General features: G+C 33.9%; 13 protein-coding genes. 4 read left to right on the top strand and 9 right to left on the bottom strand.

Annotated elements, in window-relative coordinates; genetic code table 11:
- Nucleotides 1–53 precede the first annotated feature (53 nt).
- Entirely contained in the window at nucleotides 54–728 is a 675-nt protein-coding gene (locus SYN6308_RS15215) for a hypothetical protein (RefSeq protein WP_017295309.1), read from the bottom strand.
- Nucleotides 729–878: 150 nt separating this feature from the next.
- Nucleotides 879–1,301 carry a hypothetical protein gene (locus tag SYN6308_RS15210; protein ID WP_017295308.1) on the bottom strand — a complete coding sequence of 141 codons (423 nt, stop codon included), beginning with the start codon at nucleotides 1,299–1,301 and terminating at the stop codon, nucleotides 879–881.
- A 164-nt stretch (nucleotides 1,302–1,465) separates the two neighbouring features.
- Here SYN6308_RS15210 and aspS point away from each other — a divergent pair, with 164 nt between their 5' ends.
- Nucleotides 1,466–3,250: an aspartate--tRNA ligase gene (gene aspS, locus SYN6308_RS15205; protein ID WP_017295307.1), complete on the top strand. Its 1,785-nt coding sequence runs from the start codon at nucleotides 1,466–1,468 to the stop codon at nucleotides 3,248–3,250.
- Nucleotides 3,251–3,330: 80 nt separating this feature from the next.
- Here the strand turns inward: aspS and SYN6308_RS15200 are convergent, their stop codons facing one another.
- Nucleotides 3,331–3,678, bottom strand: a complete 348-nt coding sequence (locus SYN6308_RS15200) for a YkgJ family cysteine cluster protein (RefSeq protein ID WP_017295306.1) — start codon at nucleotides 3,676–3,678, stop codon at nucleotides 3,331–3,333.
- Nucleotides 3,679–4,015: 337 nt separating this feature from the next.
- Between SYN6308_RS15200 and psb30 the strand changes: the two genes are divergently transcribed.
- Nucleotides 4,016–4,147, top strand: a complete 132-nt coding sequence (psb30, locus tag SYN6308_RS15195; protein ID WP_017295305.1) for a photosystem II reaction center protein Ycf12/Psb30 — start codon at nucleotides 4,016–4,018, stop codon at nucleotides 4,145–4,147.
- 87 nt (nucleotides 4,148–4,234) lie between these two features.
- On the opposite strand, the gene SYN6308_RS15190 is transcribed toward psb30, so the two are convergent.
- The 3 genes from SYN6308_RS15190 to psaM form a co-directional block, all read right to left on the bottom strand.
- Complete coding sequence (locus SYN6308_RS15190; protein WP_017295304.1) at nucleotides 4,235–4,852, bottom strand: GUN4 domain-containing protein; 618 nt, start codon at nucleotides 4,850–4,852, stop codon at nucleotides 4,235–4,237.
- 40 nt (nucleotides 4,853–4,892) lie between these two features.
- Nucleotides 4,893–5,396, bottom strand: a complete 504-nt coding sequence (locus SYN6308_RS22655) for a shikimate kinase (protein ID WP_144051451.1) — start codon at nucleotides 5,394–5,396, stop codon at nucleotides 4,893–4,895.
- Between the two features lie 168 nt (nucleotides 5,397–5,564).
- Nucleotides 5,565–5,660, bottom strand: a complete 96-nt coding sequence (gene psaM / locus SYN6308_RS15180) for a photosystem I reaction center subunit XII (protein WP_015219798.1) — start codon at nucleotides 5,658–5,660, stop codon at nucleotides 5,565–5,567.
- Between the two features lie 303 nt (nucleotides 5,661–5,963).
- Between psaM and SYN6308_RS15175 the strand changes: the two genes are divergently transcribed.
- Together SYN6308_RS15175 and argB are read left to right on the top strand one after the other, a co-directional pair.
- Nucleotides 5,964–6,482: a ComEA family DNA-binding protein gene (locus tag SYN6308_RS15175; protein ID WP_017295302.1), complete on the top strand. Its 519-nt coding sequence runs from the start codon at nucleotides 5,964–5,966 to the stop codon at nucleotides 6,480–6,482.
- Nucleotides 6,483–6,696: 214 nt separating this feature from the next.
- A complete protein-coding gene (argB, locus tag SYN6308_RS15170; RefSeq protein WP_017295301.1) occupies nucleotides 6,697–7,584 on the top strand; it encodes an acetylglutamate kinase in 888 nt (295 codons plus the stop codon).
- A gap of 283 nt (nucleotides 7,585–7,867) precedes the next feature.
- Here argB and SYN6308_RS15165 read toward each other — a convergent pair whose 3' ends face one another.
- The 3 genes from SYN6308_RS15165 to SYN6308_RS24960 form a co-directional block, all read right to left on the bottom strand.
- Nucleotides 7,868–9,247 (bottom strand): CHAT domain-containing protein, encoded by a 1,380-nt coding sequence (locus SYN6308_RS15165; RefSeq protein ID WP_237741226.1) that lies wholly within the window; start codon nucleotides 9,245–9,247, stop codon nucleotides 7,868–7,870.
- A 374-nt stretch (nucleotides 9,248–9,621) separates the two neighbouring features.
- Nucleotides 9,622–10,545 carry a DUF4351 domain-containing protein gene (locus SYN6308_RS15155; protein ID WP_017295298.1) on the bottom strand — a complete coding sequence of 308 codons (924 nt, stop codon included), beginning with the start codon at nucleotides 10,543–10,545 and terminating at the stop codon, nucleotides 9,622–9,624.
- 60 nt (nucleotides 10,546–10,605) lie between these two features.
- Complete coding sequence (locus SYN6308_RS24960; protein ID WP_017295297.1) at nucleotides 10,606–12,069, bottom strand: choice-of-anchor C family protein; 1,464 nt, start codon at nucleotides 12,067–12,069, stop codon at nucleotides 10,606–10,608.
- Nucleotides 12,070–12,088: the final 19 nt, after the last annotated feature.

Raw genomic sequence — 12,088 nt, 5'->3', positions numbered from 1 at the left:
TTTAAGGCTTACTACGAACTTCAATGATAAAAAAACATAAAAAATATTTATACTCAGGTTGTATAAAAGGAATGATTAATCATAGTTGCGGTGGGATATTCCCTTGATTCTCTAGGTAATAACATATCCCATTGCCCTTCTGCAAATATCAAAAGGTTACTCATCATAATTAATCCTGTCATGGCAAATTGCCAACTTCCAAACCAAGGCAGAAAAAAGATACTGACACTATGAATAATAGTAGCAATAACAAAGGCTCTCGATCGAACTCCCCAAGCGGTTAAACCATAGCCGATGGCGCTTAATAGTAACCAAAACTGAGATAAATGAGAAAGAATGATACCCCAATGATAGACGATCGAGCAGTCAGTAACAATAACTCCCATAACCATTAAGGCAACCCACCCATAGAGTAACCAAGAAAGTTTCTCCATGGATGTCCAAGTATGGGTTAAAGTGATCATGAGAATAACCGCTATAAGGGTAATAATAGACCAAAAAATTGCTTGATCTGTCCAGTTAATGGGTAAAAACTGCGCACTGAGAAAAATAATTCCTGCTACAACACCCCAACAAATCATAACTTGATCTATACAAGTATAAATACCAGATAAATTAAGAAACTGAAGGGGAGTGACTTTAACACATCCCAGAGATACTAACTGTTGTGGATTAAAAGATAATTGCTTTTTTTGTAAAATTGGTTGGTGAGGCTTAAAAAAACTCATTAATAATAAAATGAAATTTATAATATATAATTTTAATCTTTTTAACAAAAGTTAATACTATTTTACAACAAATTATATTAAATAGGGTCTGCTGAAAAAGTCTTTTGATGAAAATACGAAGTAGTATTTTGTAGGGTGGGCATTGCCCAATTAAATATCTAAGAATAAATTAGGAGATATTTGAAAATAATTACCTAAGATTTGAGCCTGAATTTTGCTAATGTTTTCCCTTCCTATTCTAATATCATTAACTATTTTTTCTGAACCCATTATTTTAAGTAATTCTTCTGTTGATAACCTTTTTGACTCTATCAAATGTTCTAAAATTTCTAGGGAAGAAACATTTGCCCATTCAGAAATTTCATAGTTTTTTTTTCCATAGTCTTCAATTAATTTTACTAACAATTTCAATAATACTGATTCCTCTAAAGTTTTATTTTGTTTTTTAGCAATCAGTTTTTCAGCTACGGTTAAATATTCTTGATATTCTTCTTCATTATCTATGATTTTAGGAATGATTTTAATATCTGTTAATAGTTGTAAATAATTATTTTTATTTAAAGTAAGGATCATTTTTCCAAATTTTTTTTATTTCCTATATCCTATCTCCTAACTCCTACCAGCATCAGAAAACTTTTTCATCAACACCGAAAGGAGATTGTTATAATAGAAAGTTTGTATGACTTGGTTGAGTCGAAAAACTGTATATTGATATTGGTATAAAAAATAACTTATTTATGAGAAGTAACTATTGTGGCGACTTACGCCTTGAACATTTAGATAAAATTGTAACTCTTTTTGGTTGGGTCGATCGACGTAGAGATCATGGAGGGGTAATCTTTATCGATTTGCGCGATCGATCTGGTATAGTGCAAATAGTCAGTGATCCGAACCGTACCCCTGAATCTTACCACAATGCGGAAAGTTTGCGCAGTGAATATGTGGTAAAAATTACGGGGAAAGTATCAAAGCGCCCTCCCGAATCCCTTAACCCCAAAATTCCTACAGGGGAAATCGAGATTTATGCTACAGAAATTAGTTTACTTAATGCCGTAGGTAAACAGTTACCCTTTCAAGTTTCTACGGTGGAAGACGAAAACGTTAGGGAAGATTTACGTCTCAAATATCGCTACTTAGATTTAAGACGGGAACGCATGAGTAGTAATTTACAGCTACGTCATCAGGTTGTTAAAGCAATGCGCCGTTTCCTTGAAGATGAACAAAACTTCATGGAAATTGAAACACCAGTACTAACTCGATCGACTCCAGAGGGTGCTAGAGATTACCTCGTACCGTCAAGGGTAAATGAAGGGCAATGGTATGCTTTACCTCAGTCTCCCCAGTTATTTAAACAGTTGTTGATGGTGTCAGGGTTCGATCGATACTACCAAATTGCAAGATGTTTCAGAGATGAAGACTTACGCGCCGATAGACAACCAGAATTTACTCAGCTTGATATGGAAATGAGTTTCATGTCCGAGCATGAGATAATTGAGCTTAACGAGGGTTTAATCTGTCATATCCTCAAAAATGTCAAAAATATTGATTTACCCCGTCCTTTCCCCCGTATAACCTACGCTGAAGCCATGAATAAGTACGGGAGCGATCGACCTGATACCCGTTTTGGTTTAGAATTGGTGGATGTGTCAGAGATTATGCAAAATTCGGGTTTTAAAGTCTTTGCGGATGCCGTGAAAAAAGGCGGAATTGTCAAGGTTTTACCCATTCCCGAAGGTAACGACAAAATTTCTAACGTCAGAATTAAGCCGGGGGGAGACTTATTCACCGAAGCCACCATTGCCGGAGCGAAGGGTATTGCCTATATTAGAGTCAGGGAAAATGGCGAAATCGACACCATTGGCGCGATTAAAGATAACCTCACCGATGAGCAAAAACAGATATTATTAGAGAAAACTGGGGCAAAACCCGGGCATTTACTCCTCTTTGGTGCAGGGGAGACAAATATTGTTAACAAATCCCTCGATCGACTAAGATTAGTCATAGGTGAACAACTAGGGTTAATCGATGCAGATAAAATTAACCTCGTTTGGGTGACAGAATTTCCGATGTTTGAATGGAATGAAGATGAAAAGCGCCTCGAAGCCTTGCATCATCCCTTCACTGCACCAAATCCTAACGACTTAGACGACTTGAGTAAAGCGCGCGCCTTAGCCTACGACTTAGTTATGAATGGGGTAGAAATCGGGGGGGGAAGTTTAAGGATTTATCAACGGGAAGTACAAGAAAAAGTATTCTCTACCATTGGCTTATCTGATGAAGAAGCAAAAAACAAATTCGGCTTTTTATTAGAAGCCTTTGAATATGGCACTCCTCCTCACGGCGGTATTGCCTACGGGCTCGATCGACTGGTAATGTTATTAGCAAAAGAAGACTCTATCAGGGATGTTATTGCTTTCCCCAAAACCCAACAAGCCAGTTGTTTGTTAACCGATGCACCCGCCGACGTTGATAGTAAACAATTAAAAGAGTTACATATTGCCTCTACCTATAAAGCAAAATAAAGTTCAATTTATTGAGCTTGAATGTAATAACCGTGTAATTTATTGCACGGTGGGTTATTGATTAACAAAGAATTTCTAACCTAAGCAACTTGTTGACGATAGTTAACGATTTCTTCACTTTCTTCGCCGTAAACTCCTTCAATTTGTTGATGACAGCAATCAATGGCAAATTCTTCAAACTCTTCTACTGGAATATCGTACATTTCCTCAAAAACCTCTGGTTTGACTCGACAAAAACGAGGTCGATCGAGATATATCTGACATTTTCTGGTTTCTTGATCATAATTAAGACACCAACCATCTTCTCCCACCATACTCATATATAGCTCTAACTCTGATTCTGTGAGATATTCCGCTAAATCTGGTCGATCGATCGGGTCTAAATTACAACAAGCCCCACAATTCTCAATACAAAGCCACTGAGTCATAAACAAAAGATTTGTAACAAAACTTAATAAATTTTCGTTAATTTTAAGGATAACGAAGGCAACCTTTCCTAGTATTATATATCTTGTTAGCTTTATGATTAAAGATTTAAAACAAATAGATTTTGTTCTATGAAACTGTGGAAGGCGGTTTCCTGCTCGGGTTGGCAAAAGCCATAAAGGTAGCAATACCAGAAATGCTGAGTAAGACTCGACAATACTTAGATTTCATCTGGAGTGTTGTAAAGCAACGGCAAACGAGACGAGAAGCCTACACTAACCAACCATGGTAGTGCTAGGCACTTCACGATCATCTGTTTAAAATAAATTAGGAGTCAATATGGATTTTATTACCAATCTTTTTAGCGGTTTAGATTTACAAGTTATTTTACAATTAACTTCTGTCGGTTTCATTTTAGTTGCAGGACCTGTAATTGTTTTTATTCTTTACGCATTGCGTGGAGATTTATAACTATTTCGGGATTGTCTTTAATGAAGAAGGTTTAAACATTACCTGTGATGTTTGTGGGCATTGCCCACCCTACTTCATCTTTAAGGTTTAATTATGTAAATCACAGGAAATTAAACGAGAAAAGAAAAATGTCACCATTTTTAAACCGTAGGGCGATTTCCACCAGTGGGCAGGAAAGCATCCATTGGGGGAAGATAAGCTAAAATCCCAATTATCGTAATCTTCAAATTTAGGTTGTTGATTCTCGTCTAACCATCCCACCTTATCCGCAAATTGACCTAATATTTTAGTATCTTGTGTTCTAATGGTGTCAATACTTCCTCCCACTTCATAATAGGTTTTGAGTTGTACACTAAAACCAAATTTTTCTTGACTATATTTTTGCCAAAGTTGATCAATTACACGCAATGAGTTACAAGGATATTGAGCTACATTATCGGGGGTTAAGGTTTCTCTTTGTTGTCCTGTGACTTCCAACATTATATGAGTCGTTTCTTCGTCTGCCGATCGAAAATCCCCTTTTTCTAATAGTTGTTGTAGTTTCCCATATCTAACTACATCAGGTAATAAGATCATTTGTGCTTGAAGTTGATTGACAAGATTAGTTAATGTTGTCACCTTATCTTCTAGTTGTGTAATTCTGGTTTCTGTATTATCTAATTTATCTACATTCTCTATGGTATTTGGTTGATTGCTATCTGTCATAAAACTATCAAGATTTTTAGGTTAATTTTACTATTTTATTTTAATTATGATAGTTCCGAATCATTTTTAATAGATTATTGTCCCAATTGTGATTATATTCTATTTTTTTACCTGAGAACGATCGAAATAATTGTTGATGGTAACTGAAAGAAAACTCATCTTGTCGATCGAAATAATCTTTAATCCATTGTTCTAGGAATTGCAAATTAGCATTTTGAGCCTCTAAACTTTTGTATTTATGACTTTCCCAAGCTCTATTTTTAGCATTATTTAAACAAGTATCAACATCAGGATTGAGAAAAATTAACAGATTAATAAAAGGTAAAATTTCTGTGATTAAATCCCCATAACAACCCTCAATAATCCAGTTATTATGTAAGTGAATAAAGTTTTTAATGTCTTTAACACTAGCAGATAAGCTACGACGAAGGGGGGTTTCTTGGGCTTCCCATGCTAAAGTATCAAGGTCAAGGTGAGATATACTTGGCGAGGGCATAATTTGAGTTTGGTGAAGGTAGGCAAAAGGCAAGTAGGCAAGAGGCAACTATACATTTTGCAACATCAGATTATAACCTTGATGAGTATAAGTTAAATTCTTGGGCTAATTGTAACGCTAAACTAGATTTACCCGAACTAGAATTACCAATAATAACAATGTTTAAACTCATGTATTCTCAGATTTGTAGGGTGGGCAATACCCACCCCATGTTATTTACTTATAAAGTTCAGTAGCTAAACGAAAAGCTAAAATACCGGGGATAAGAGCAATTACTAAAGCTACAAAAACTTGGGTTTCAGAAATAGACATGATTTAAAAGACTCCTCTAATAGCGATAAATTGGTAGAATTGAGTTCAAATTACTATTAATGTGCCTTAAGATGGTAACTTTTGCATGATTTCGTAATAATTTGCAACAGAAACAACCCTCAGTTTAAACTAAATTTTGTGGTTGAAGATCAGGTATTAGGTATTAGGTATTAGGTATTAGGTTAAAAATTGACGAAAAACTTGTTTTAATTGATTTTAAAATAAACTCACAAAAATTAACTTAAATCACTTTAAATCTAACCAGATCGAATATTCTTCCATCGAACTCAGATAAACAAGATCATGAATTTATCCCATCGATCGATTATAAAAAAAATACAAAGTAATCCTTATTACCGTTTTCAATCGGAAACAGAGATAAAAATTGCTGGTGAATTAGGTATCAAAATTGATGCGAATAGAGCAAGTGTCGATGATTGGTTAAGACTCCCCGGCATATCGATTATTCAAGCTCGAAATTTAGTGGAAATAACTAATTCAGGCATACATTTTTTGTGTTTAGAAGATTTAGCTTCGGCTTTAGGAATGTCAGTATTGAAAATTCAGTGTTGGGAATCAATACTTTATTTTGCCTATTATGCCAAAGATAGTTTTTATGCTCCTGCAAAAATTAATCCGAATAATGCTAGTTTAGAACAATTAAAAAGTATTCCTAATTTAGATGAAGAAATAGCTAAAAAAATTATGATCGATCGAGCTAGTAATGGCAAATATAAACATATTGCAGACTTACAAAAAAGACTAAATTTAGACACAGATTTAGCTTATCATTTCATGTCTTATTTTCAGTTTAGTAATTAATTGTAATCATAAAATACTATAAATACTTCTAAAAACCTCTATTTTTCAGTATTTCTCCTATCTCCTGTCTCCTAACTCTTATCTCCTATGTTCATCAGAAAACTATGAGGCAATCCCTAATGATGAATTGTACAAAAAAGCTATCTGTGAACAATTTTAATGTCACCTTATTTAGTAATATGATTGTTTGAAAAATTAAAATAATAGATCAATTATGGAAAAAGACCTTAAAGGAAGTGAGTATTTTCTCGAAACGGAAGCCACTAGAGTTAGAGTTTTAAGTGAAGCGTTACCTTATATACAAAAGTTTGCAGGACGCACGATCGTAGTTAAATATGGTGGTGCGGCTATGAAAGACAGTACTTTAAAGGAGTATGTGATTAGAGATATTGTCTTTTTGGCTTCTGTGGGAGTTCGTCCTGTAGTAGTTCATGGAGGGGGTCCTGAAATTAATACTTGGTTAACAAAATTAGGTATCGAACCTCAATTTAAAGACGGTTTAAGGGTGACAGATGCCGCTACTATGGATGTGGTAGAAATGGTATTAGTGGGCAGGGTGAATAAAGAATTGGTGACGATGGTGAATAATGCTGGAGGTAAAGCCGTTGGTATTTGTGGAAAAGATGGTAATTTGGTACAAGCTCGATCGGTCGATCGAGAAAAAGTTGGTTTTGTGGGAGAGGTGATGAGTGTTGATATTAGCCTTGTGGACTCTTTAGTCAAAAGTGGTTATGTGCCTATTATTTCTAGTGTAGCGGCTGATGTGGATGGTCAAGCACATAATATCAATGCCGATACCATCGCCGGGGAAATAGCCGCCGCTTTGGGGGCAGAAAAACTCATTTTATTAACGGACACCCCCGGTATTTTACAGGATTTTAAAGATAATTCTACTTTGCTTTATAAATTATCTATCCAAGACGCAAGGGATTTAATTGATCAAGGAGTTGTGGGCGGTGGTATGATTCCTAAAGTTACTTGTTGTGTTCGATCGTTAGCTCAAGGAGTGAAAGCGGCCCATATCATCGATGGAAGAATACCCCATGCGTTATTACTAGAAATCTTTACCGATGATGGTATTGGCTCGATGATCGTACCATAGGTTATTAGACTTATTACAGAAGTCGAGTAATGAGTAATGAGTAATAAGGCGATTTACGAGAAAGAATTTACCAATCTTCTTTATAATTCCCCCTTTGTGTTTTGGGGGGTTAGGGGGGATCATGCAGGTATATTTATTATTAGAAATCACCTAAGTTAAAAAAATTTATGTTTTTCACCCTAAAAAAGATTTTACTTTTTATTTTGCAAGAGGTCTATTGATGGAGATGAGGAAAAGTTGATAAGTTTTTAATTCTCAATTTTCAATTCTCCATTCTCCATTCTTACCAAGGGCTACTAATGACGGTAAATCCTGCCCAATAAAAAGGGTGGGATAAGTCAACCTTCCCCGTCGCTTCAAAATTTTTGGGTAAGTCAATATTGCCGTGGGGAGTAATTAAAACATTGTCTTGAAAATAGACTTTTCCTTGTAATAATAAATTTTGGGCTTGACGTAACGCTCCTGCTTTCGTTGGGTTTTGATCAGATCGATTGATTAATTGCTCATAAAATTCTGTAATCAGAGCAAAAGTACCTAAGTCACTGACACTCCATAAAGTGCCGATGGCAGAGTTAACTCCTGTTTGCAAGGCTATACCTGTAAAACCTAGTTGCGCACTTCGATCGCCCAAAGCCGTATTACAGGCACTTAACACCAATAAATCGGGAGGAGTTTCCCAAGGCATATTAGACATTTGATCTAAGGTTAATTTATCATCCCAAAATTGAATATAGGAATCGGTTATATCTCCACCGTTAAAATTAGCGTGGGTTGCTAAATGTACTATTTGATAAGAATTTCCCTTTAGTTGCTCTTTCATGTTGGGTAAAGTGAAATCTTCATTGAGCAATATTTCTGTATCTGAGTTCGATCGTTGTAGCCGTTTGTTAATATTTTGCAGTTCTAAAACTACCGCCGGGAGAGGATCATTATTAGGAAAATCTGAAGCACCCATAGCTAAAATGCTCGGGTTTTTTACGGGTTTATATTCTGCATTAATTAAATTAAAGGCGGGAATACGACTAATATTATATTTTTCTACTAAGAAATTTTCGCCGTCATATAATGCACTTAACGGAACTAATCTAACTCCATTACCAATGCAAAATAAAATATTATTGATATTTTCTGCGTCTAAAAAGTCTTTTTGATAAGGCTCAACAATCCATTTATATAGTTGCTTTGATTGGGTTAAATCCATCGGGTTATTAACATTTTCAATTTCCCGATAAAAATCATTAACAACTTGTGTAAGTTTATTAAAAGGAGCATCATAAATATCTCTAACAATAATTTTACCTTGTTTGCTTAAATAGACTAAGTGCAAATATTCTGCTTCGGGCATTACCCAGAGAATGGCGGAATTAGTGCCTGTTTTTTGATCCATATCTGCTAAAATAGCAGACATTTCGATCGAACTTTCTTCCTTATCTAGCATTTCTTTATTTAAAAAACTGCTATATTCTTTATCTAATTTTTGCTCCATTTTTAGCATATTAGCGCTTAAAATTGCCTCTTGAGGATTATCGGGAATTTGTCGTGCATTGACACCATAGCTAGAGTAATTTATAACAATAAATAAGGATAATATCGTTATTCCTAAAAATACCAATATTTTTTTTATTGACTTGTTGAATCGGATTAAATTTAGAGATTTCATCATATTTTTATTCAAGTTCGATCGCTAAAAGTGGCACTTCGTCATCGAGTTTAAAATCAGTTATTGAAATAAGTAAAGTTTTTGTTGGGTTTCGTTCCCTCAACCAACCTACAAATTTGTAAGTAATTATGTGAATGTTGATATAATAACCCATTAATTCTAAGATCATTTTCCTTAATCGGAATGAAAAATGAGATAAAGTTTACATAAATTAATCATTCCTTAGATGTTGTCTCATCGTCTTTTGATGGGGAAAGGAGAGAAGAAAAGTATGAAAATTCAAGCACAGTACAAAATTTATTTAATTGGTTAATCATTAATTAAAGGTTCGATCGAAATTGTTACAATTATTTATATAATTGATTTTAAGGCGATAATTAAGTGTTAATTTCTAACCAATGAATCACATCATCCAAAGATTGAAAATCAAAAATAGCATCGGCTAAACTCTCAATTTGAGGTAGAGATAAGCTATTAATTTTAGTATCTAATTCTTGAGAAAGATAATTAAATCTTCGTTTAATTTGACGCTTAATTAAATTCTGTTCACCTCTTTTTTCGGCTCTTTTTTCTCCGATTTCAATGCCTTCCTCCATCCAACTGGTGACGATTTCCATAATTTTTTTCTCCTTTGTTATTTCTGTTTGTTTTAATTCGGTATCAAATTCTTGTTTTTCCGTTGGGTTTAATTTTAAATAGGTATCAATGAATCCTGAAATTAACTTTATTCTAGCAGGGTCTAAACTTAAAGTTGCTAACATTCTCAGGCATTCTAATTTTACCTTAACTCTTTCTTCTGGTTTAAAATCCATTTTTGCCATTAAAGCCGAAGCAATGGGGTTGGGTTGAGACAAAAATTGTCGCCACGGCAGTCGATTTAATTGGATAGTGGTAAAGTTAAATTCGAGGATTTTTTTGTCAGGGAAAACTACTTGATATTGATTTTTTTCTTCCCTTTTTGGCTTATCATAGGAAAAAAGAACGATCGGATAAATCGGTAAACGATATTTTTGATCTAAACGGGCAAAATAATGAAACATTCGCCGTTCAAATTCTTTTTGATTATAGGCTTGATTCTCAATATGAATGAGGAAAAAACCATCTTCTTCTTGCCATTTTACTTGGGCTAAAAGATCAATTTTTCGTTTTTCTCCTGCGGTAACATCGGTAAAAACTTCTTCGGGGAAAAAGGTTAAAGTTTCTTTTGATACATATTGCAAAACTTCGGGAATAAATAATTCGATAAATTCCCAGAAAAATGTTTGTATTAGTTCTTTAAAGAGTCGATCGTGATCTATCATAATTTATAACAAAATAAAGTCTTAAAAACAAATGAATTGTTTGCTTATTTTTCATAAAGTTTATTTTAAAGTAAACACTCTTACATTATCAAGAGTGGGACCATAAGCTGATGTATTACCCTGTGATACAGAGAAGATTAAAGTAGTCATAGAATCTTCTGCAATAAATTCCCATTTAAAAGTCTGCCATTGCATATTTTCTCTAGTTTTTCCTCCTCTCATATCAAAAACAAAATGACCTTGTTGTTCTCCAACTGATATAATAATTTTTCTTATTGGAATTGCTAAGTTATCTGGATTTCCACCCATATCAAATTTAACTAAATATCTTTCTCCTATTTTAGTGGGAAAAGTTTGACTAATTGCTCCTGCTTGACCGCCATTTAGGTCTAAACTTCTATTACCATCGCTATTTTGCCAAAAATTTTCTTTATAATCAATATCATCTCTGATTATTTCCCAATTACTAATACCTTGTGATTTAGTATTTAATCCGTTAAATTTATTATCTTTATTAATATCAACTCCTTCCTCAAAACTACCATTTTTAATTAAGTTTTTTGGGGTGTTATCAAGATTATTAATATTATAAAAATAAAGAGATAATCCTATCAAAATTAAAAAACTAAAAATAGAAATATTTAGGTTAATTAAAGGAATATAGTTATTAGATTTATCCTTATTGTTAATATTTGTTACCTTGTCTTGATCTTGGTTTTTTACTAATATGTCGATTATTTTCTTTGCACTAATGCGATTTTCAGAATCTTTAATTAAACATTCTCGAATGATTTTATTGAAGGGATATGTTAATGGAGGAATAGGAATTGTAGCATTAATAACTAATTTTCTAATATGCTCTGAATCATTTGTATCAAAGGGGAGTTTTCCTGTTAAAATTTCTATTATTAAAATACCTAATGACCAAATATCCCAAGCAGGGGAGATTTTACCCTCGTAGGCTTCTGGCGGTGCGTATCCCATTGATCCCATCATGGTAGTAGTTTGGGATGCTGTGCCTTGTAAACTTCTCACTAAACCAAAATCCGATATTTTCCACTTATCCCCAACTCTTAAAATATTTCCGGGTTTTAAATCTCGATGGACAATGATAGGTTTTTGACGGTGTAAATAATCTAATCCGTTGGTTATATCTAATACTAATTCTTTAACATTTTCTTCGGATAATTTACCCTTTTTTAACTCGTCTTCCAGACTATAATCTGCTTGTTCCATGAGCAAATATAAAAAATCTGCACCGTTTAAATTGCATTCTCCGCAGGTGAAACAACTGATTAAATTAGGATGATTTAAGGTAGTGGAAAAAATTAATTCATCTAACTGTTTATCGGGGTTATCAGTAATAATTAATTTTAGGGCAACGGTTCTAATTAATCGATCTCTAACCACTTCATCGGCTAAATAAACTCCTCCAAATCCTCCCGAACCTAATAGCTTATTCAGGTAATATTTGTTGTCGATATTTTGCCCTTCGAGCATTTTAAATAAGAATTGATTATTCATTTTTATCTCATTTATGGGA

Source organism: Geminocystis herdmanii PCC 6308 (genome assembly GCF_000332235.1).
GTDB lineage: Bacteria > Cyanobacteriota > Cyanobacteriia > Cyanobacteriales > Cyanobacteriaceae > Geminocystis > Geminocystis herdmanii.
This window is presented reverse-complemented; position numbering and strand designations above follow the sequence as displayed.

Excerpts from the sequence above, each read along its gene's own strand:
- SYN6308_RS15175 (WP_017295302.1), top strand. The coding sequence starts at position 5,964 with ATGAATTTATCCCATCGATCGATTATAAAAAAAATACAAAGTAATCCT.
- SYN6308_RS15215 (WP_017295309.1), bottom strand. The coding sequence starts at position 728 with ATGAGTTTTTTTAAGCCTCACCAACCAATTTTACAAAAAAAGCAATTA.
- argB (WP_017295301.1), top strand. The coding sequence starts at position 6,697 with ATGGAAAAAGACCTTAAAGGAAGTGAGTATTTTCTCGAAACGGAAGCC.
- psb30 (WP_017295305.1), top strand. The coding sequence starts at position 4,016 with ATGGATTTTATTACCAATCTTTTTAGCGGTTTAGATTTACAAGTTATT.
- SYN6308_RS15210 (WP_017295308.1), bottom strand. The coding sequence starts at position 1,301 with ATGATCCTTACTTTAAATAAAAATAATTATTTACAACTATTAACAGAT.
- SYN6308_RS15165 (WP_237741226.1), bottom strand. The coding sequence starts at position 9,247 with ATGATGAAATCTCTAAATTTAATCCGATTCAACAAGTCAATAAAAAAA.
- psaM (WP_015219798.1), bottom strand. The coding sequence starts at position 5,660 with ATGTCTATTTCTGAAACCCAAGTTTTTGTAGCTTTAGTAATTGCTCTT.
- SYN6308_RS15190 (WP_017295304.1), bottom strand. The coding sequence starts at position 4,852 with ATGACAGATAGCAATCAACCAAATACCATAGAGAATGTAGATAAATTA.
- SYN6308_RS24960 (WP_017295297.1), bottom strand. The coding sequence starts at position 12,069 with ATGAATAATCAATTCTTATTTAAAATGCTCGAAGGGCAAAATATCGAC.
- SYN6308_RS15200 (WP_017295306.1), bottom strand. The coding sequence starts at position 3,678 with ATGACTCAGTGGCTTTGTATTGAGAATTGTGGGGCTTGTTGTAATTTA.
- SYN6308_RS15155 (WP_017295298.1), bottom strand. The coding sequence starts at position 10,545 with ATGATAGATCACGATCGACTCTTTAAAGAACTAATACAAACATTTTTC.
- aspS (WP_017295307.1), top strand. The coding sequence starts at position 1,466 with ATGAGAAGTAACTATTGTGGCGACTTACGCCTTGAACATTTAGATAAA.